This window comes from Rosistilla ulvae, from assembly GCF_007741475.1.
GTDB classification, from domain to species: Bacteria; Planctomycetota; Planctomycetia; order Pirellulales; family Pirellulaceae; genus Rosistilla; species Rosistilla ulvae.
The window spans coordinates 2,741,692-2,762,569 of record NZ_CP036261.1; the positions used below are offsets into that span (position 1 = coordinate 2,741,692).

Here is a 20,878-nt window from a genome sequence, read left to right on the forward strand (position 1 = left end):
GCGATCGAATCCCTCCTCCCCGACGGCCTACCTAAAATGCTGCAGCAGCCTACTAAAATCCGCTATCGCACGATGTCCTGGCTGGCCATCGCGGCGGGGCTGGCCTATCTGTGTCGCAATGCGATCGGCGTGGCGGAGAGTTCCGTTCGCGAGGATCTGGGCCTCACGCTGCAGCAATCGGGATGGTTTCTGGGGGCGTTTTTCTGGAGCTACGCCTTATTCCAAGTTCCCTGCGGTTGGTTCGCGCAGCGACGAGGAACCCGTTTCGCGTTGACTCTGTTTGCCATCGGATGGTCGATCGCGGCGTTTGCCCTCGGCATCGCCCCGGGGTTTGGCCTGTTGATTGCCGCCCAATTGGTCATGGGGATTTCCCAAGCGGGCATCTTTCCAGCGTCTTGCAATTCGATCGGCCATTGGTTTCCGATGTCGCGACGAACCTTGGCTTGTGGAATTTTGTGCGCCGGGATGCAAGTCGGCGCGATCACCGCCAGCGGGCTGACCGGCGTGCTGCTGCAATCGATCGACTGGCGATGGGTCTTCATCCTCTTCTCGCTCCCCGGCATCGCCTGGGCGACCGGATTTGCGATTTCGTTTCGTGATCGCCCCGAAGAATTGGAGAAGGTGAACGCCGAAGAACTGAAACTGATCCACGCACACAAGACGCAGCGATCCGACGGCACCCCTGCTGCCGTTGGTGAACGCCAGGGCGCCCTGGTCCCGCCGCGGATCTCCGCGATCGTTTTTTTGTGCGGTCAACAGATCTGCCGTGCTTCGGGATATATGTTCTTTGCCAGTTGGTTTCCGACGTTCTTGCAGGCCACTCGCGGCGTCTCGATCGAAACGTCGGGCTTCCTGCAAAGTCTGGTCCTCTGCGGCACGCTGACCGGCAGTTTGTCGGGAGGAATCATCACCGATTGGATCTGGCGTCGGACCGGATCGCAGCGACTGAGCCGCAGCGGAATGGGATCGATAGCGCTCACCATGTGCGGTCTGTTGGTGCTCAGTGCGTGGATGGTCAGCGACGTTTCGTTGGCGATCGCGTTGCTCTCCCTAGGCTCATTCTTCGCAGCTTTGGCGGGGCCGCCGACGTTTGCATCGACGATCGATCTTGGGGGAAATAAGGTTCCGCAGCTGATGGGACTCGTCAACATGAGCGGCAACCTCGCCGCAGCCGCCTGTCCCGTCCTGGTCGGAATGCTGTTCGAATGGACCGCGAACTGGAATCTCGTGCTGCTGTTGTTCGCCGGCATCTATCTCCTCGGCGGCGTCTGCTGGGCACTAGTCGCTCCCCACGGACGCTCCCCCTCTCCACCACCCGAATCAGCTCCGGACGCGATCGCCCAGCCCGCAGACGCAACCGCGTGATTCGGCTGGCATGAGGAGAGGGGCGCGAGGTTCCGCGGCAATTGATCGGGGATGTCGACGCGAAGTGTCCCGTATAAGACACCAACCTTTTTGAAAATCATTCTCCATCGATCGCAACAATTGCGGTCGCGAGGGCTCTAATGGTCCGATGGAGACTTCAAAAAAGATGCTCGCGCCGACTTGGAGCTATGCGCTGTTGGTCGTCCTGGCGGGGCTGCTAGGTTGGGCGATTCCTTGGTTCTATCAATGGACCGAATCGGACCAGAGTCGGATGTCCCCTTTGGTCGGTCAGTTTGCACTGGCCCTTGCGATTGCCGGGGTGACGGCCTGTTGCAGCTTGCCGTGGTTACCGCTCCGATCGGATCCAGCCCCTTCCCCCACGGTCCGCTTTCAAACGCGCACCCTGCTTCTGATCACGACGCTCGTTGCGATTGGATTCGCCGGAATGTTGCATTTTCCGATGGCGATCAGCCTTCTCCTGTGCGGTGCCACCTACCTTCACCTGCTCTGGTTCGTCGTTCGATATCGGCCATATCGATGGGCTGCCGCAGCGATGTTGGGCTGCATGGATCTGCCTTTTGCTTGGGTCGCGAGCGATGGCAATCTGATCGCGATTGGCCAGGCGCTGCTGGGACTGATCGCTGGCCTTCCGATGTTGCTTCCCGCGGGATTTATCGCAAGCGGCCTGGGACACAACTTCCACGATCTCGCCTGGCTACCGGTCCTATTGACCGTGGGACAGTTGTTTTTGGGCACCTGGATCATCCGCTTGGGAACAAAGCCAACGATCGCTTACCTGATCGCATCGCTGCTGATCTCGCTGTTCGGATCGTTTTGCTTTCACGCGATGGTGTTGGCCTAGAAAAGTCGAATCCAATCGGCGCCAGGCGTGAAGAGAAGGTTAAAAGACCGATGGTCGAAACAGCGATGCTGACGCGAGACACTTGGGAACCGTCTTCTGCCGCCTCGGAAAATCTTTCCCGTTTAAAAAGAGCGTTCGCCGATAGCTCAGCCCCAATTTTCACGAGCGATTGCAGGCACTTTGCGTCCCGCTGTCGCTGGCTCCTCGGCGACGTCTGTTCAAATCAAACGCTACGGGAAGCGAGCCAAAAGTGTTGACCGTTCGGTACAGACCCCGTAGAGTGAATTGGTAACACGAGACGCGTTCGCCGCAACCGCAGGCGACAACGCAGAGAAAAGAGAGGGTCCCTCGTTTTTTTTCAGCGGGTCTGGACTGAGCAGTCCAAACAAAGGAGATACGGAGATGGCCGACTTTAATGTTCACACGATCCAGTCCGCTCCCGAGGCGAGCACCTGAGGAGATGCCGGATCGAGGTATCAAACTCACCGGGAGCGGGGCGACGCTCCTCCCCGAACGACGCTTCGCGAGTTCGACCCTCCTCGAACTCGCGTTTGAAGAGGGTGAAGACCGACAGACCTCACCCGCCCGGCGGAGCTGGGAGGGTCGGAAAACGAGCGTTTAGCTAGTTTTTCGGGGAGGGCCGAACGACGTACTCAACACGATGAATCCGCAGCGACGCTCCTCACCGAACGACAATTCTCTGGTTCGCCCCTCCTGAAACTCGCGTTAGAAGAGGGGCAAACGTTTTCATTTTTTTAAGCTTCACAAGAATCCCAATTAGATCAAGCAACTTTCCTTTTCAGAAGAGATCAGATGACATTTGACGTAAAGAACAAAACGGTTTTAGTTACCGGGGCGAATCGTGGCATCGGTAAAGCGATATTGGAAGAGGCGTTGCAGCGCGGAGCCGCCAAGGTCTACGCGGCGGTACGGAACATCGAATCCGCGGCACCACTAGTCGCCGAACATGGCGACAAGGTTGTTCCGATTCGCATCGACCTGGATGATCCCTCATCGATCACCGCGGCCGCTGAAAACGCAACCGATGTCGACGCTGTCGTCAATAATGCGGGGGTACTGAAAACTTCGTCCGCAGTCGCTGCCGATGCGATCGAATCGTTGCAGTTTGAAATGAACGCCAATGTCTACGGATTGATCCGCGTCGCCCAAGCGTTCGCTCCCGTCTTAAAAGCCAATGGCGGCGGGGCGATCGTGCAACTCAACAGCGTCGCGTCGGTCAAGACCTTTGCCAACTTCGCGACCTACTGCGCATCGAAGGCTGCCAGTTATTCGATCACGCAAGGACTGCGTGAAACGCTGCGCGACCAAGGTACCCAGGTGGTCAGCGTCCATCCCGGCCCGATCGACACCGACATGGGAGCTGCCGCCGGATTCGACGAATCCGCGTCGCCATCGTCGGTAGCGACCGAAATCTTCAACGCCCTGGCGGAAGGACGGTTCCACGCATGGCCCGACCCCGTCGCCCAACAAATTGGCGGCGCCTACCAAAGCTTCGCCGAAAACGTCGTCGAATCGGACATGGAAGAAAGCCCCGCCTAAAACGATTGCTCCCCAAAAAAACAAATGGCTCCGCGTTTCCGATACGGGCCTCGATCCAAACACGATTCCTTTTCCAAACCTAACCAAGAACTCACGGCACCATTATGAAACGAACACTATCCACCATCGCGCTGACGATCGTTGCACTGGCACTTACCAGTAACACGACACGCGCTCAAGAAGCCTCGACCAGCAAGGATCCGAACGCGGCAACCGAGAAACTGCCCAGGCCCAAAGTCATCATCTTCGATGTCAACGAAACGCTCCTCGATCTCGCTCCGCTAAAGACATCCGTCGGCAAGGCCCTGGGGGGGCGCGAAGACCTGTTGCCGCTGTGGTTTTCGACGATGTTGCACTACTCGTTGGTCGAAACGCTAACCGACAACTACCACCACTTCGGTGAGATCGGTACCGCGGCGCTGATGATGGTGGCGAAGACACAGGGTATCGACCTCGACTACGACACTGCCAAAACGGCGATCGTCACGCCGCTTCGCTCGCTGCCACCTCACGCCGACGTCGTTGCGGGAATCACTTCGCTTTCGAAGTCGGGATACAAGATCGTCAGTCTCACCAATTCATCGGCAGCCGGAGTCGAGACGCAGTTCAAAAATGCAGGGCTGACCGAGTTCTTTGAGAAGCGATACACGGTCGAGACTTTGAAAAAATATAAACCACATCCCGACACCTACCGCATGGTTCTAAAAGACCTGGGTGTCAAACCGGAAGAAGTGCTGATGGTCGCCGCGCATGCGTGGGACATCGCGGGAGCGACCAACGTGGGGCTGCAAACCGCCTTCGTCGCTCGCCCCGGCAAGACGCCTTATCCCAACGCCCCTGATCCCGACTACGTCGTCAAAGATCTGGCCGAACTGGTGCAAGTTTTGCAGAAGACTAAACCCGTGGCGGCGGCAAAGTAGCGAGGCTTCGTGGATCCTCTTCGTGAAGGCTATCGTGTCTGCACGCTCCCGTCACATCGTCAACGCACCGGCGTTTCAAAAAACTTAACCTTGCGACAGGAGTTCCAACATGAATTTTCAAACCTTTCAACAACGTCAGAAGCGAATCACCCTCGACGGGATCATCGACGAACCGGTGACCGTCGCCTACACCGACGTCGGGGCCGGCGAACCGTTGGTGCTGCTGCACGGCATTCCTACCTGGTCGTTCCTATTCCACGAGATTATCGAACCGCTGTCGCAGCGTTACCGCGTGATCGCCCCCGACTTACTCGGATATGGATTCAGCGACCATCGCGATCGATTCGATCGGTCGATCGAGGTTCAAGCCGACATGGTCGAACGCTTTCTCGCGGAGCTCGACATCCCCGCCGCCCACTTTGTCGCTCACGATATTGGCGGCGGTGTCGCGTTGATATTGGCCGATCGGTCGCCCGATCTCGTCCGCACGATGGTCCTTTCCAACAGCGTCGCGTACGACAGTTGGCCTATCGACGAAATGCTCAAACTGGGACATCCTCGCAACGCGAAGATGGAACCGGCGGACGTGAAGCAATTCTTGGAAGAGGCTTTTAAGGTTGGACTGTCGCGACCAGACCGATTGACCGACGAATTTCGTACGGGGATCTCGAAGCCCTATTTGCAACGCGATGGAATCATCAGTTTGGTCCGCAACGCCGCAAGCTTGAACACCAACCATACGACAAAGTTGACCGAACGAATAAAACTATTGAAACAACCCACGTTGCTGCTGTGGGGCGTCGATGATCGCTGGCAGCCAGTCTCAACAGCCGAACAATTGGTCAAGGAGATGCCCAATGCGAAACTCCGCGCGATCGAAAACTGTTCCCACTGGGTACCCCAAGACGCTCCCCAAGAGTTCACCGAAGCGGTGTTAGGATTCTTGGACGAATCGGTCTGATGGATGGCCCGTGAAGGTGAATCGTGCGTCCAACGAACGGCGAGTCGACGAGTTGCAATGCCGATCGCACGCCGAGCCGCCTGAGCGAATCTCGCATGCGAATGGTGGCAACGATCGGTACGCGATAACGCCAGAATTTAGGAGGAATTGTGTGGGAGCGCAGAGCATCAAAATGCAATTGAGCTTTTGATCTGGGGAAACGCGGCAACGACTTGAAAGTCATTGCCAAACGTGTCAGGATATCGGGCTTAAACGGTTCGAACTTGAACTCCCGCCCGAACGCCTCCCACCGAAAGATTTTCCATGAATCGGACGCCCTACTTTAGCGTGCGCGCTGCCGCATGTTTGTTGATTGCTATGAGTTTCCTCGGCAACGATCGAGACTTGGGAATCGCGGGGGTGCTGAATGCCGAGGAACCAACGGCGGCAAAAGTTCCTCATCAGATCAATGGCAGTTTCGCTCATCTGGCCGACAGTTCCAAGCCAGCGATGCGGTGGCAAGCCGAAACGCTGGCACAGCATCAGCAATGGCAACAGGATTTGCGGCAGGTGGTTGTCGACCTGTTGGGCAAGATGCCCGAGCGTGTTCCGTTGCAAGTGAAATGGGCCGAAGAGAAGAAGTTCGAAACCTTCACGCGGCACAAGATCTACGTTCGCACCGAAGCGGCCTACTGGGCGCCGGTCTACTATTTTGTCCCGCATCAACGCGCCGCACCGCTCCCCGCAATCGTCTGCTTGCACGGGCACAGTGGAATCGTTCCTTATATCGGTGAAGCGAAAACGGAGAAGGAAGAAGCAAAGATCCGCGACGGACAACTCGACTACGCCGTCTACCTGGCCAAAAATGGCTATGTGACCGCGGCGATCAATGTCCGCGGCTGGAACGAGACCTCCGGCAATCAAGACTCGGGAGTAAAGAATCTTCGTCGCAGCTGCACTCAGATGACGATGGATTCCCTGTTGTTGGGAATGACTCCGCAAGGCTTGCGATGTTGGGATGCGATGCGAGTGATCGATTTTCTGCAGAGCCGTGAAGGGGAAGTCGATCCCGAGAAGATAGGCGTCGCTGGCCTCTCCGGCGGTGGCACCCTGTCGATGTATCTGCCCGTGTTGGACGACCGCGTCAAGTTAGCGATGATTGGCGGCGCGTTCTCGACCTATCGCTCATCGATCTTTCCAATCCGGCACTGTATCTGCAATTGTCTGCCGCGGATCATGCAATATGCGGAAATGGACGACGTCGTCGCACTCTACGCGCCGCGCCCCGTACTGTTGATCAATGGCGTGAAAGACCCGATCTTTCCGATCGACGGAGCTCGCGAAGGCTTCGATACACTGCAACAGGTCTACACGCTGTTAGGCAAACCTGACAACATCGCCGCAGACTTCTTCGACGGTGGGCATGCCTGGTCGAACAACAAGACCCTCGAATTCCTCGGCCAACACTTCGGCGCACCGACATCGCGCTAGGCGATGAAGTTCGCGCTGGCCCGCGATGCTCAGCGGTTCAGGCCGCAGGGCTGCGATTCAAGCGAATGCCTACGAAGTGGAACGCATCAATGGATGGTGATTTAGAAGTTGAGTCGTTCCACGGGAGAATCGATATCTTGACTTCGACTCTCCTGTTCCGCCAGCGCGTTGTCAGTTTCGCGTCGATTGGCCTGATTCGCGGGCCACTAAATGGACTGGGGCTTTTGCCCGCGAATAGCACGAATGCCCGCGAAGCAAATTAGAACAAAGGAAGGTGCTTGGCGGCTAAGCTCGTTCCGCGAGCGGATTGAAAGTTTGACTTCAAACCCGCTCTCCTGTTCCGCCAACGCGTTGTCAGTTTCGCGTCGATTGGCGTTATTCGCGGGCCACTAAATGCACCGGGGCTTTTGCCCGCGAATAACACGAATGCCCGCGAAGCAAATTGGAACAAAGGAAGGTGCTTGGCGGCTAAGCTCGTTCCGCGAGAGGATTGAAAGCTTGACTTCAAACCCGCCCTTCTGTTCCGCAATCACGTTGTCAGTTTCGCGTGATTGGCGTGATTCGCAGGCGCCGAAATGCACTGGGGTTTTGACCGCAAATAGCACGAATGCCTGCGAATCAAATTAGATCAAAGGAAGGTGCTTGGCGGCTAAGCTCGTTCCGCGGGAGGATCGAAATCTTGACTTCAAACCCGCTTACCTTTTTCTCCATCGCGTCCCAGGATTCGCGGGCTTATTGTTTTTGGCTCAACAGCTTCGTGTCGACCAACCATTCGCAAAGCCGCTTTGGCCAGTCGCCGGCGGCGGTAGTGGTGCCGGGGCGGAAGCCGAAACCGTGGCCCGCGTTGCTGTAGACATGCATCTCGCAAGGAACGCCAGCCGCCTTGTATTGCAGATAAACATTGGCCATTCCGACAGCGATATCTTCGCGGTCGTGGTACCCAAATGCGATAAAGGCGGGCGGCATGCCGGCTTCGACGGTGAAGGTCCCCGATTTGCCGGGATAGATCAGTCCTTGAAAGTCGGGCCGACTGCTGACACGTTCGATCGGATCGTCGCTCTTCGGATCGCCAGCTTCGGGATGCATCGCTGCGTACGCGGCCAATTCTCCCCCTGCGGAAAAGCCGACGATGCCGATCCGATTGGGATCGATATGCCACGCCTTGGCATTGGCTCGCACCGTCCGGATCGCGCGACGCGTGTCGTCCATCGCATGACCTTCCAAGGTGTAGTGGGAATCGGGTTCGCGGCACAAACGATAGCGCATCACAAACGCAGCGATCCCATGATCTGCAAACCATTCCGCCAACGCGTCTCCTTCGTGTCCGAGGCAAAGCTTCTTGTGGCCGCCGCCAGGGGCGATCAAGATCGCCGTCCCTGTCGCTTCACCATCGGCGGGCAGATAGGGAGTGATCGAGGGATGATGCACGTTGCTGACGTTGGTCCCTTCCACCTTCTCTGGTTCGGTCATTCGATCGACCGAACCGGGAGCCCCGTCGGCCCAGAGCGCAATTTTGTCGGGCGATTCGGCGGCTGACGTTTGTAGGAAACAGAAAACCGAGAGACTCAAAACGAAACCAAACGCAAGCAATCGTGTCATAACACCGCCGGATTTCTAGGGGAGGGAAACAGGAGAGATTTGCCCGCCATTGTAACTGCATCGCGGCGAGCTTGGACGGCGTGCGATCCTATTCCTGCCGATTCCGCATATGGTCGGCGGTTCGGTAGAAGGAGTGTTTTAGTTGCGCGGCGAGATGGATGTCTTCAACCAATTCGTCGATCGCTTGGTTCATGCACAACAGCCATTGGTCCCGTTCCGACTGACCGATCGAAAAGGGCATATGCCGGGCGCGGAGCATCGGGTGGCCGTATTCTTTGATATACAGCGACGGCCCGCCGAAAAAGCCCGAGAGGAATTTGAAAAGCTTGTCGCGCGATTCGCTCATGTCATCGGCATGCATCTTGCGAATCGTCTCTGCCGCCGGCAGTTCATCCATCAAATCGTAAAACCGATCGACCAACCGCCGCACCCCGTCGGCTCCGCCCAATTGGCTGTAAGTTGTTTCGGCGTCCATCGTGTTGGTCCTCTGGGGGCAGCAAAAAAGCAATTCGGCGACTGGCAAATCCCAGGTTTTAAGCGGAGCATCGGACTGTCCGCAACCGCCCTAAACAGTTGCTTGCAAGTCCGTTCAAAAGCCAAGCAATAGAAATCGATCGAGATCAGATCGCTCGACAACGCAAAGAAAGGCAGCGAACGGTATCAAATCACCGATTGCGTCCTTTATCTGCACGCTCCCGATGGAATCGGCCGTTCCAAGCTCGCCGCCAACGCCGATAAACACCTTGGCGTCATGGCGACGGCACGCAACTACCGGACCGTCGAAAAGCTATCAACGATGGTTTCCTACGCCTGAAACCATGAATCGCCCCGAATGCATAGCCGCAGCGACGCCGGGCGTTTTCATTTATATTCCCCTCATCGCCGCCGCTCGGCTGGGGATAGGGATCCAATGCATGACAGAGTGAAGGAAGTTTGATGACAGTAGAAAACGATCAGGATGTCGCTGGGATCCTAAAGACCGGCCGCGTTGTCGCTCAAGTCCGCGACGCCATGCTCGGCGCCGTAGAGCCGGGAATAACGACGGCGGAACTGGATGATTTTGGAGCCGAAATGTTGGACCGCTTCGGAGCGAAATCGGCACCACGCGTGGTTTACGACTTCCCAGGTGCAACCTGCATCAGCATTAATGAAGAGACCGCCCATGGAATCCCGGGCCCCCGAGTGATCCAGGCTGGCGACATCGTGAATGTCGATGTCGCCGCAGAACTCGACGGCTACTTTGCCGATACCGCCGGTACGATCGTTGTTCCACCGATCGCCAAACGCAAGTCACGATTGTGCGACGCGACGGGAGAGGCCTTGCACCGCGCGATCGCCGAAGCTCGAGCCGGGGCGCCGATCAATCGAATCGGAACGGCGATTCAAAAAACCGCGAAGCGACACGGATTTAAGGTCATCAAAAATCTCGCCGGCCATGGAATCGGACGCAGCCTCCACGAAGAGCCCGATGGGATCGTCAGCTATTGTGATCATCGAGATAGCCGCAAGCTGACAGCTGGCCAAGTCATTGCCATCGAGCCGTTTCTTTCGACCCACAGCAGCTTTGTCTCCGAAGCCCAAGACGGCTGGACTCTTGTCGGGCATCCCCAAAACCTCTCCGCTCAATTTGAGCACACGATCATTGTTACTCGTGGTGCTCCCATCATTGCGACGCTTTCTCAGTCGTAAATCGATCAATCACTAACAACGCCTGAACGCTTTGCGTTAGCTCACTCGCCCGAGCGTCGCCCCTTTGCAATCGCAAACCAATGCCTGAACCCGATCCTCAACGAATCCGATCCTTCGAAACGCCAGCTGCCTACGGCGCATGGTTGCAGGCGAACCATGATTCAGAACCCGAACTGTGGTTGAAGCTCTTCAAGAAAGCGACCGGCATACCGTCGATCGACTGGACCGAAGCCGTGATCGAGTCGCTCTGTTGGGGCTGGATCGACGGCATCAAAAAGTCGCTCGACGACAAGGCATACCTGCAACGCGTGACGCCTCGCCGTCCGCGCAGCCATTGGTCGAAGCGGAACTGCGAACATGTCGAACGTTTGATCGCCGAGGGGCGGATGCAAGAACCTGGATTAGCACACGTCCGCGCCGCGCAAGCCGATGGTCGTTGGGAAGCTGCCTACGCCCCGGCCAGCGAGATGGTGATGCACGACGACTTCTTGGCAGCGCTCCGCGGCAACCCCAAAGCGAACCAAGCGTTCGAGAAACTCAGCAAGTCCAGCCTCTATCTGATCGGCTTCCATTTGCAAACCGCCAAACGGCCCGAGACGCTGCAAAAACGGATCGCCAAATATATCGGGATGCTAGAAGAGGGCAAACCGATTCGATAGCGCAATTCGTTTAACCACGTCGGCAACGCCCCGCGCGTCCCGCCGTCAAACGAATCTTGGGGGCGGCAATACCAGCACGAAGCGCAAGCGAGTGATCCCATCCAATGGTCGCGAATTCACTCGCTTGCGCTTCGTGCTGGTAAACGCGCGGCCCGCTGGGCACGCGGTTAAACGAATCTTGGGGGCGGTAATACCAGCACGAAGCGCATGCGAGTGATCCCATCCAATGGTCGCGAATTCACTCGCTAGCGCTGCGTGCTGGTAAACGCGCGGCCCGCTGGGCACGCGGTTAAATGAATCTTGGGGGCGGTAATACCAGCACGAAGCGCAAGCGAGTGATTCGGTTCTTGGCGGTCGCGAATTCACTCGCTAGCGCTGCGTGCTGGTAAACGCGCGGCCCGCTGGGCACGCGGTTAAACGAATCTTGGGGCGGTAATACCAGCACGAAGCGCAAGCGAGTGATTCGGTTCTTGGCGGTCGCGACTTCACTCGCTTGCGCTTCGTGCTAGTAAAACCGACCGCACTTTCGCGGAGCGAAAGGCGACCAAACGCCAACGCGCGGCCCGATGGGCACACGGTTAAACCAACTAACCAACATCGCACCAATCGTTTAACCGCGTGGGCAACGCCCCACGCGTCCCGCCAATCCACCACGCCGTGCTCGAACAAACGCCTCCTCTGGGCGATGACTTCTTGTAGGATGCGTGTTTGTCAAAGCCGCAGTCCGATATGACGCGTGTTCCAAACGACAACCCTCCGCGAAAGGAGATCGATGCACACCAACGTACAAGCCGCCCGGGAATTTGCACTGCGGGCACATGGCAGTCAGCAATATGGCGAGCATCCGTATTCGTACCATCTAGACGCGGTTGCAGCGTTGCTCGAGCCGTTTGGCGACCAAGCGCCAGTGGCTGCCTACCTGCACGATACCGTTGAAGATACGGCGACCACGATTGAAGAAATCGAAGCGAGCTTCGGCCAGGCGATGGCGGAAACCGTTGCGATCCTGACAGACGAGGATGGCGAAACGCGGAGCGTGCGTAAAGCGAAGACCAACGCAAAACTCGCTGCCACAACCAACACGTTGGCGTTGACGGTCAAAGCGGCCGACCGACTTGCCAACCTGCAGGAAGGACAACGCGACGCCGCAGGCAAATTGGAAATGTACCGTCGAGAACACGAGGCCTTCCGCAAGGCGGCCTACCGCGACGGGCTGTGTGAGGATCTGTGGCAACGGATCGATGCGATCATTGCTGGCGAGTAACCGTCGCCAGCGGGCAACGGCCCACTAAGCCACCAATCGCATCGCTTGGTCGGCGACCTGTTGGAGCGCCGGTTTATCAAAACTGCCGCGGGCCATGACCCGCATGCCGACCAAGAGGGCAAAGAGCGTGCGGGCGGTTGGTTCGGGATCGACCGATTTTGGGATCTGCTTTCGCTGCTGCCCTAGTTTTATCTGTTGCTCGAAGAATTCAGTGAATTCGCGCAGCGAGGTGCCGACAATTTTCTGAGCGGCCGCGTCGTGATCCCCCAGCGTCAGCGACGTGTTGATCAGAAAGCAGCCCTTCTTCTTCGGATCGGACAGCGACTGCTTGACGATCGCGTCGAACAGGAACTTAAACGCTTTTAGCGGGTCGTCCATCCGTTCCAATTTCTGGATCAGCGTTCGACGTTGCTCGGTATCGTATTTCAACAGCGAGCGGACGAAGAGTTCCTGTTTGCCGGAAAAGGCGTTGTAGAGACTGCCCCGTTGGATACCGGTTGCCGTCGTCAGATCGGTGATCGATGTCGATGCATAACCCTTCTCCCAGAAGACATGCATCGCTTTATCGAGCACCTCCGCTTCGTCGAATGATTTTTCCCAAGGCATGGCCGATCTCCCAACGCTCACCTAATTCACCACTCAAATGTACATTGTTTGGACCTATCGGTCAAATGAAATGGTCGGCAATCGCCAATTCCATTTCATACAGGAATTACCGACAGCGGAGCGCGCATTCCCCGCGGAAACCGGTTAAAATCAAACTCAACCCCCTTGCTGTTCGCTCGCCCCTTCCGCCCCCGCCCTACCTGCGACTGTGACCGATGAATATCCGCAGCCTATGCCAGAAGTCTCTCCGACGTGGCATTCCCCATTGCCGTTGGTTCTTCCTTTGCATCGCGGTTCTATTGGCGGCGGCTGAAGTTCGGTCGGCCGAACCGCAGCCGATCTCCTTCAATCGCGACATCCGACCGATCCTCTCCGATCGCTGCTTCGCCTGTCACGGCCCCGATGCCGAAACGGTCGCCGGCGGACTACGGTTGGATGTCCGCGAACAAGCGGTCGCGGCCGCAATCGTCCCGGGGGATGCGGCGACGAGCGAGGTGATCGAGCGGGTTCTTTCGGAAGACGACGATCTCCGGATGCCGCCAGCCGCTTTGCACAAGCCGCTCGATGAATCGCAGATCGCGCTACTGAAGCGTTGGATCGATGAGGGAGCCGAATACGAAGTCCATTGGGCCTACACGCCTCTGCGTCGCCCAGAGCTTCCTCCGCTTCAGGACGACAACTGGGGCATCAACGCGATCGACAGCTGGATCGCTGCGCGGCTGGCCGAGGTTGGTGTCGAACCATCGCCCGCCGCCGATCCGGTGACATTGGTCCGCCGGCTGGCCCTGGACCTCACTGGCATGCCACCGACGCGGGCGCAAGCCGAACAGTTTGTTAGCAATCCGGCGAACGAAGCGTATGAACAATTGATCGACCAGCTGCTCGATTCGCCTCGCTTTGGCGAACGGATGGCGATCTATTGGTTGGACCTGGTTCGCTACGCCGACACCGTCGGATACCACGGCGACCAAGACGTCTCGATGTCCCCCTACCGCGACTACGTCATCAACGCCTTCAACCGCAATCTCCCCTACGACCAATTTGTGCGAGAACAACTGGCGGGCGACCTGTTGCCCAATCCCACGCTCGATCAAATCGTCGCGTCGGGTTACAACCGCTTGAACCAAACGACGGAAGAGGGAGGAGCCCAGCCGAAAGAATACCTGGCGATCTACTTCGCCGACCGCGTTCGCAATGTGTCGCAGGTCTTCATGGGAGCAACGGTCGGATGCGCTCAATGCCACGATCATAAATACGATCCCTACACAGCCAAAGATTTCTACGCGTTGGGGGCTTTTTTCGCCGACCTGCAAGAGCAAGGCAAATACGGTGCACGCCAACGTCCGCCGCAGATCCCGGTCCCTACCACCGAAGAGAGTCAACAATTGGCGGCGTTGGATCAGCAAGTCGATCGCGCCCAACAAGACCTGGCGGAACTGCAAAGCTCGCTTTTAGCGGGGCAAGCGGAGTGGGAAGCGGCAGCTTTAGAGACAGCAGAAGAACCGAATGAGGGTGTCGAAATCTGGCTCGACGATCAGCCGCCGACAGCGACGTTGAGCGGCGATTGGAACGCGGTGACTGGCGCGACCGGTCCCGTTCAGTCGGGGGAGGTTGCGTGGAAACAAGTCGCCAACAAATTGACGCAGCACTACTTCATCAACGCCAAACAAACGATCACTATCCAGGCGAAGACGCGGTTGTTCGGATGGGTCTATTTGGATCCGGAAACCCCACCTGTCGCGATCATGCTGCAGTGGAACGATGGCGATTGGAACCACCGCGCTGTCTGGGGCAGTGACGCCATCTCCTACGGGCGCAACAATCCCAAACAGATCTCCCTCGCCTACCGTCGCCAAGGGAAGCTGCCTGAAACGGGGAAGTGGATTCGTCTGGAAGTCGATGCGGCCGACGTCGGATTCAAGCCGGGTGACGTCGTCAACGGAATGGCGTTTACTCAATTTGATGGAACCGCCTACTGGGACTCCGCAGGGACGCGAATCACCGACGCCCTGGCCCCCGACCTCGTCGCCGCACTGCGAACACCTGCCGATTCCCGCAGCGACGAACAAACAAAACAATTGCGTGAACATTACCTGGCCACGCACCCGGCGCATATCGAACAGTCGGTGAAAGTCGACCGAGCCACAGCCGCTCGCAACGGGTTTGCCAAAACGATCACCACGACGCCGATCAGCAAATCGGTGACGCCTCGGCCGATCAAAATCCTGCACCGCGGGAACTGGATGGACGAATTGGGGGAAGTCGTCGAACCGGCGATCCCCGAATTTCTAGGAACCTTGGAAACCGAAGGCCGTGCCACGCGACTCGACTTGGCCAATTGGATGTGCGAGCCAGAGAACGTGTCGACCGCGCGGACGATGGTGAACCGTTTGTGGTATCTAATGTTCGGCCGCGGTATCTGTAGCAGCGTCGACGACTTCGGCGGCCAGGGAACGTTCCCCAGCCATCCCGAACTGTTGGACTATCTGGCGGTCGAGTTTGTCGATTCGGGCTGGGACATAAAACAGATGCTGCGGATGATCGCTCGCAGCGCGACTTACCGACAATCGTCCAAACCGTCCGCCGCTCTGCGTGCCCAAGATCCCTACAACGATCTGTTTGCTCGCCAAGGTCGGTTTCGGATCAGTGCCGAAATGGTTCGCGATACCAACCTAATGATCAGCGGGCTGTTGGTCGAAAAGGTGGGAGGCCCCAGCAGCAAACCGTATCAACCGGCGGGCTATTACGCTCAGCTGAATTTCCCACGACGAACGTACGTCGCCGACGATGGCCCCGATCAATATCGGCGAGGTGTCTACACGCACTGGCAGCGAACGTTTCTGCATCCGATGCTCAAGGCCTTCGATGCTCCCAGCCGCGAGGAATGCACGGCGATGCGATCGCGATCCAACACGCCGCTACAAGCGTTAACGCTGTTGAACGACCCGAGTTTTGTCGAAGCCGCCCGCGCCTTTGCCGTTCGGATCATGCGTGAATCCGATGGAGCGGTCGCTGATCGTATCGATTGGGCCTACCGCCAAACTGTGCTCCGCGACGCCGATCCCTTCGTCCGACAAGAGCTTGAAAAACTCTACGCCAGCCACTACGAGCACTTTGCCGGCAACCTCGACCAAGCCCAACAAATGGTCGCCCACGGGAAGGCTCCCGTTCCCGATACGCTCGACACCGGGGAACTGGCCGCTTGGATCAGCGTGGCCCGCGTGCTGTTAAACCTCAACGAAACAATCACTCGGTATTAGAGTCGAAGCTATGAACCATCCTTTCCGTTCCAACGACAATATGCTGGCTCGCCGAACGTTTTTGCGTCGCGTTGGCCTCGGCTCAGTCGCGCTGGCATCGTTGCTCGATAGCGACGCCGGCGCGGCGACGCTGGCAGACGTGCCTCACCATCGGCCAAGGATCAAACGGGTGATCCATCTATGCATGGCGGGTGGACCGAGCCATCTGGAAACGTTTGACAACAAACCGGAACTTGCGCGACTCGACGGCCAGCCGATGCCGGAGTCGTTGACCGCGGGACAGCCGATCGCTCAGCTGCAAAACCGGGCGCTCAAGGTGATGGGGCCCCAACATCCGTTTGTCCGGCAGGGGAAATCGGGGCTGGAGATGACGTCGATTTTCAAGCACATGGGGAAACTGGCAGACGAGATGTGCGTGATCAAATCGATGCACACCGAACAGATCAACCACGACCCGGCTCATACATTCTTCAACACCGGCACGGCGATCAGCGGTCGACCGTCGATGGGATCGTGGGTGCTGTATGGCCTTGGTGCGGAAACGCAGAACCTGCCCGGCTACATCGTGTTGACTAGCGAAGGAGGAGGTCAATCGCAACCGATCAGTTCCCGGCAGTGGCATTCCGGTTTTCTACCGAGCCAGCACCAGGGAGTGCAGCTGCACGCGACGGGGAACCCGGTTCATTACGTCGGCAATCCGGCGGGTGTTGGACCGAGCCAACAGAAAGAGATCGTCGACGCGATCGCGCGGATCGATTCACATCGCAACGAGGTCTTGGACGATCCCGAGATTGCGACGCGGATCAAGACCTACGAGATGGCGTTCCGGATGCAAGCATCGGTCCCCGAATTGACCGACATGTCGGACGAATCCCAGAAGACGATCGAGATGTACGGCTGCACGCCCGGCGATGGATCGTTTGGCAGCAATTGTTTGTTGGCTCGCCGTTTGGCCGAGCGCGGCGTCCGCTTTATCCAACTGTATCATCGCGGCTGGGACCATCACGGCGGAGTGAAAGCGGGAGTTGCCAAGACGGCATCGCTTGTCGATCAAGGGACAACGGCGCTTGTGCAAGATCTGAAGCAGCGTGGAATGTTGGACGAGACGCTGATCGTATGGGGAGGCGAATTCGGCCGAACACCGATGGCGCAGGGAAGTGGCCGCGATCATCACATCAAAGGCTTTTCGATCTGGCTGGCCGGCGGCGGTGTCCGCGGCGGAACAACTTACGGCGCGACCGACGACTTCGGATACAACGCAGTCGAGAACAAAGTCCACGTCCGCGACTTCCACGCTACGATGCTGCACATGTTAGGAATCGATCACCACCGCTTCACCTACAAATTCCAAGGCCTCGACTTCAAACTGACAGGCGTCGAAGAAGCCCATGTCGTGAAAGACATTTTGAGTTGACGCCGCTGCGTTTGTTACTGCCGGGTTCAGAACTCGGTTTCGTTTGCAGCGGGGGATCTAAGCAGAATGATCTAAGCAGAATGATCTAAGCAGAATGATCTAAGCAGAATGATTGCTGGCAGAATGATTGGCCGCGCATTATTATTCTGCCCCGATCATTCTGCCAATCTAAAAATTGGCTCATTCAGATGTTCTAAAATCCCTGCTGCAAAAATCACTTTCGCCCAGATGCCCAGGACAGAGCGTACGCTGGCAGAATGATTGCTGGCAGAATGATTCGCCGCGCATTAATTATTCTGCCCTCATCATTCTGCCAATCTTAAAATTGTTTCCTTCAAATGTTCTGAAATCCCTTCTGCAAATAACTCTCCGTCAGATGCCCCGGACAGAGCGTACGCTGGCAGAATGATTCGCTGGCAGAATGATTCGCCGCGCATTATTATTCTGCCCTCATCATTCTGCCAATCTTAAAATTGTTTCCTTCAAAGGTTCTGAAATCCCTTCTGCAAATAACTCTCCGCCAGATGCCCCGGACAGAGCGAACGTTGGCAGAATGATTTGTCGCGCATCATTATTCTGCCCCCATCATTCTGCCAATCTTAACACTGCGACATCAAACTTTTTCAGAACTACCCAGCACGTATAACAAGCTGCCAACTGCGAGAGCTAAGTCAAAATAAAAACGGTCCGCGCACGTGGCGCGGACCGTTTGCGATCGGGAACGTTTAGCGCCCGCCGACGAGAGCGACTTGCGTTCCACTGCGTTGTTCGCGATCGAGGTCAAATCGATCGAGGTTCATCACCTTGGACCAAGCCGCTGCGAAGTCGTGGACGAACTTCTGCTTCGCGTCTTCGCTGGCGTAAACTTCGGCGATCGCTCGCAGTTGCGAGTTCGAACCGAAGACCAGATCGACGGCGCTCGCCTGCCAACGCAGTTCACCACTCTCTCGGTCGCGTCCTTCGAAGAAGTGTTCACACATCGGCGACTTCTTCCAAACCGTGTCCATGTCCAACAGATTCACGAAGAAATCGTTCGACAACGTATCGGACTGTTTGGTAAACACGCCCAACTTCAAGTTGTCGGCGTTCACGTTCAACACACGCATCCCGCCAACCAACGCAGTCATCTCGGGGGCCGTCAACGTCAACAAGTTCGCTCGGTCGACCAACAATTCCGCTGCGGGGCGGTCGAGCGTATGACCGTAGTAGTTGCGGAAGCCATCAGCCTTAGGTTCCAGAACAGCAAACGCTTCGACATCGGTCTGTTCATCGGTCGCATCGGTGCGCCCCGGATAAAACGGAACCTGCACTTCCTGTCCGCCGTTCTTGGCCGCTTGTTCGACCGCAGCGACACCGCCCAACACGATCAGATCAGCCAGCGAAACCCGCTTGTCACCCGATTGATTTCCGTTGAAGTCCTGTTGGACTTTTTCCAACGTCTTCAAAACCTTGGCGAGTTCCGCCGGTTGGTTGACCGCCCAATCCTTCTGCGGAGCCAAGCGGATCCGAGCGCCATTGGCACCGCCACGCTTGTCGCTGCCGCGGAAGGTGGAGGCGGAGGCCCATGCGGTCTCCATCAATTCGGAGATCGAAAGTCCAGAGTCGAGCAAGTTCTTCTTCAGTTGTGCGATCTCCGCTTCGCCAATCAAAGCATGATCGACCGCGGGAACCGGATCCTGCCACAATTGCGGCGGGGCGACCTCAGGTCCCAAGCATCGCGAAACGGGGCCCATGTCGCGATGCGTCAACTTGTACCAAGCGTTGGCGAACGCCTTCTCAAACTGATCGGGATTTTCGTGGAACCGCTTGGAGATCGGTCCGTAGATCGGATCCAGCTTCAGCGACAGGTCGGTCGTGAACATGATCGGCGCGTGCGATTTGTTAGGGTCGTGCGCGTCGGGAACGGTTCCCTCGGCCGATTTGTCCTTCGGCGTCCACTGATGCGCACCAGCGGGACTCTTGGTCAACTCCCATTCGTAGTCGAACAAGTTGTCGAAATAGCTGTTCGACCACTCGGTCGGCGTCGTACTCCAAGCTCCTTCCAAACCGCTGGTGATCGTATCCTCAGCGTTCCCCTTGCCGAAAGAGTTCTTCCAGCCGAGGCCCTGTTCTTCCAGTCCCGCCGCTTCGGGTTCGGGGCCTACATATTTACTAGGATCGGCCGCGCCGTGACCTTTGCCAAACGTGTGCCCACCGGCGATCAAGGCGACGGTTTCTTCATCGTTCATCGCCATCCGAGCGAACGTTTCGCGGATGTCGTGTGCTGCCGCCAACGGATCAGGCTTGCCGTTGGGCCCCTCGGGATTCACGTAGATCAGTCCCATCTGGACCGCGGCCAACGGATTTTCCAACTCGCGATCGCCATGGTACCGCTTGTCGCCCAACCACGTCGTCTCGGGGCCCCAGTTGATATCTTGTTGTGGTTCCCAGACGTCCTCGCGTCCACCGGCGAACCCGATTGGCTTCAAGCCCATCGATTCGAGCGAACAGTTCCCGGTCAGGACCATCAGATCGGCCCAAGAGATTTTTTTGCCATACTTCTGTTTGATCGGCCACAGCAGACGACGTGCCTTGTCCAAGCTGGCGTTATCGGGCCAGCTGTTCAGCGGCGCGAAGCGCTGCGTCCCATAACCGGCACCGCCGCGACCATCGGCTACGCGATAGGTCCCCGCACTGTGCCAAGCCATGCGGATGAACAACGGTCCATAATGCCCGTAATCGGCTGGCCACCAATCCTGCGACGTCGTCAGCAACGTCGTGATGTCCTTCTTCAACGCGTCGAGATCGAGACTCTTAAATTCCGCCGCGTAATCAAACCCATCCCCCATCGGATTGCTCTTCACCGAATTCTGATGCAGGATCTGCAGGTTCAATTGATTGGGCCACCAGTCGCCGTTGGAATACGCCCCCGCAGCGGTGTGCCGCGCACTGGGATCGATCGGCGGGCTCATCACCGGGCATTTTTGAATCCCCTTGAGACTATCCCCCGACGAACCATCCGACGGTGGATCCTCGGCGAATCCGGTGGTTGCCATGCCGAGCAGGGCGAAGCTTGTCATTAAACAAGCAAAATAGATTGATTGGGTCATTCGATCACTCCTGAGGTTGATGCGGTTTGTGCAACCGTGTCTTGCGTTAGGGCTGCCGGTCGTCCAATGGACCTAAGTAAGTATCTGCGAATGCCAGCGATGCATCCAATGCATTCCCTGGATATCGGGCATGTGTTACGTGCATTGGATTCAAGGACTT

At 57.3% G+C, this 20,878-nt stretch carries 15 protein-coding genes; 11 read left to right on the top strand and 4 right to left on the bottom strand.

Annotated elements, in window-relative coordinates; genetic code table 11:
• Positions 1 to 36: 36 nt before the first annotated feature.
• The 6 genes from EC9_RS09825 (at position 37) to EC9_RS09850 (ending at position 7,138) form a co-directional block, all read left to right on the top strand.
• Positions 37 to 1,365 (top strand): MFS transporter, encoded by a 1,329-nt coding sequence (locus EC9_RS09825; protein WP_145344518.1) that lies wholly within the window; start codon positions 37 to 39, stop codon positions 1,363 to 1,365.
• 148 nt (positions 1,366 to 1,513) lie between these two features.
• Positions 1,514 to 2,227, top strand: coding sequence for a hypothetical protein (locus EC9_RS09830; RefSeq protein WP_145344521.1), 714 nt, complete (start codon positions 1,514 to 1,516; stop codon positions 2,225 to 2,227).
• Between the two features lie 813 nt (positions 2,228 to 3,040).
• Complete coding sequence (locus EC9_RS09835) at positions 3,041 to 3,787, top strand: SDR family oxidoreductase (protein WP_145344524.1); 747 nt, start codon at positions 3,041 to 3,043, stop codon at positions 3,785 to 3,787.
• Between the two features lie 104 nt (positions 3,788 to 3,891).
• Positions 3,892 to 4,707, top strand: a complete 816-nt coding sequence (locus EC9_RS09840) for a haloacid dehalogenase type II (RefSeq protein WP_145344527.1) — start codon at positions 3,892 to 3,894, stop codon at positions 4,705 to 4,707.
• A 109-nt stretch (positions 4,708 to 4,816) separates the two neighbouring features.
• Positions 4,817 to 5,668, top strand: a complete 852-nt coding sequence (locus tag EC9_RS09845; protein WP_145344530.1) for an alpha/beta fold hydrolase — start codon at positions 4,817 to 4,819, stop codon at positions 5,666 to 5,668.
• Positions 5,669 to 6,025: 357 nt separating this feature from the next.
• Positions 6,026 to 7,138 carry an alpha/beta hydrolase family protein gene (locus tag EC9_RS09850; protein ID WP_145344533.1) on the top strand — a complete coding sequence of 371 codons (1,113 nt, stop codon included), beginning with the start codon at positions 6,026 to 6,028 and terminating at the stop codon, positions 7,136 to 7,138.
• Between the two features lie 732 nt (positions 7,139 to 7,870).
• Here the strand turns inward: EC9_RS09850 and EC9_RS09855 are convergent.
• Together EC9_RS09855 and EC9_RS09860 are read right to left on the bottom strand one after the other, a co-directional pair.
• Positions 7,871 to 8,737, bottom strand: a complete 867-nt coding sequence (locus EC9_RS09855; protein ID WP_145344536.1) for an alpha/beta hydrolase — start codon at positions 8,735 to 8,737, stop codon at positions 7,871 to 7,873.
• Positions 8,738 to 8,825: 88 nt separating this feature from the next.
• On the bottom strand, positions 8,826 to 9,212 hold the full coding sequence (locus EC9_RS09860) for a group II truncated hemoglobin (protein WP_145344539.1): 387 nt from the start codon (positions 9,210 to 9,212) through the stop codon (positions 8,826 to 8,828).
• 461 nt (positions 9,213 to 9,673) lie between these two features.
• Here EC9_RS09860 and map point away from each other — a divergent pair, with 461 nt between their 5' ends.
• From map to EC9_RS09875, 3 genes are all read left to right on the top strand, one after another.
• Positions 9,674 to 10,426, top strand: a complete 753-nt coding sequence (gene map, locus EC9_RS09865; RefSeq protein WP_145344542.1) for a type I methionyl aminopeptidase — start codon at positions 9,674 to 9,676, stop codon at positions 10,424 to 10,426.
• Between the two features lie 80 nt (positions 10,427 to 10,506).
• Positions 10,507 to 11,085 (top strand): YdeI/OmpD-associated family protein, encoded by a 579-nt coding sequence (locus EC9_RS09870; protein WP_145344544.1) that lies wholly within the window; start codon positions 10,507 to 10,509, stop codon positions 11,083 to 11,085.
• 772 nt (positions 11,086 to 11,857) lie between these two features.
• Entirely contained in the window at positions 11,858 to 12,349 is a 492-nt protein-coding gene (locus EC9_RS09875) for an HD domain-containing protein (RefSeq protein ID WP_145344547.1), read from the top strand.
• Positions 12,350 to 12,373: 24 nt separating this feature from the next.
• Here the strand turns inward: EC9_RS09875 and EC9_RS09880 are convergent, their stop codons facing one another.
• On the bottom strand, positions 12,374 to 12,955 hold the full coding sequence (locus EC9_RS09880; protein WP_145121396.1) for a TetR/AcrR family transcriptional regulator: 582 nt from the start codon (positions 12,953 to 12,955) through the stop codon (positions 12,374 to 12,376).
• Between the two features lie 215 nt (positions 12,956 to 13,170).
• Between EC9_RS09880 and EC9_RS09885 the strand changes: the two genes are divergently transcribed.
• Together EC9_RS09885 and EC9_RS09890 are read left to right on the top strand one after the other, a co-directional pair.
• On the top strand, positions 13,171 to 16,215 hold the full coding sequence (locus EC9_RS09885; RefSeq protein ID WP_145344550.1) for a PSD1 and planctomycete cytochrome C domain-containing protein: 3,045 nt from the start codon (positions 13,171 to 13,173) through the stop codon (positions 16,213 to 16,215).
• A 10-nt stretch (positions 16,216 to 16,225) separates the two neighbouring features.
• Entirely contained in the window at positions 16,226 to 17,629 is a 1,404-nt protein-coding gene (locus tag EC9_RS09890; protein ID WP_145344553.1) for a DUF1501 domain-containing protein, read from the top strand.
• A gap of 725 nt (positions 17,630 to 18,354) precedes the next feature.
• Here the strand turns inward: EC9_RS09890 and katG are convergent.
• Positions 18,355 to 20,718 carry a catalase/peroxidase HPI gene (katG, locus tag EC9_RS09895; protein ID WP_315852323.1) on the bottom strand — a complete coding sequence of 788 codons (2,364 nt, stop codon included), beginning with the start codon at positions 20,716 to 20,718 and terminating at the stop codon, positions 18,355 to 18,357.
• Positions 20,719 to 20,878: the final 160 nt, after the last annotated feature.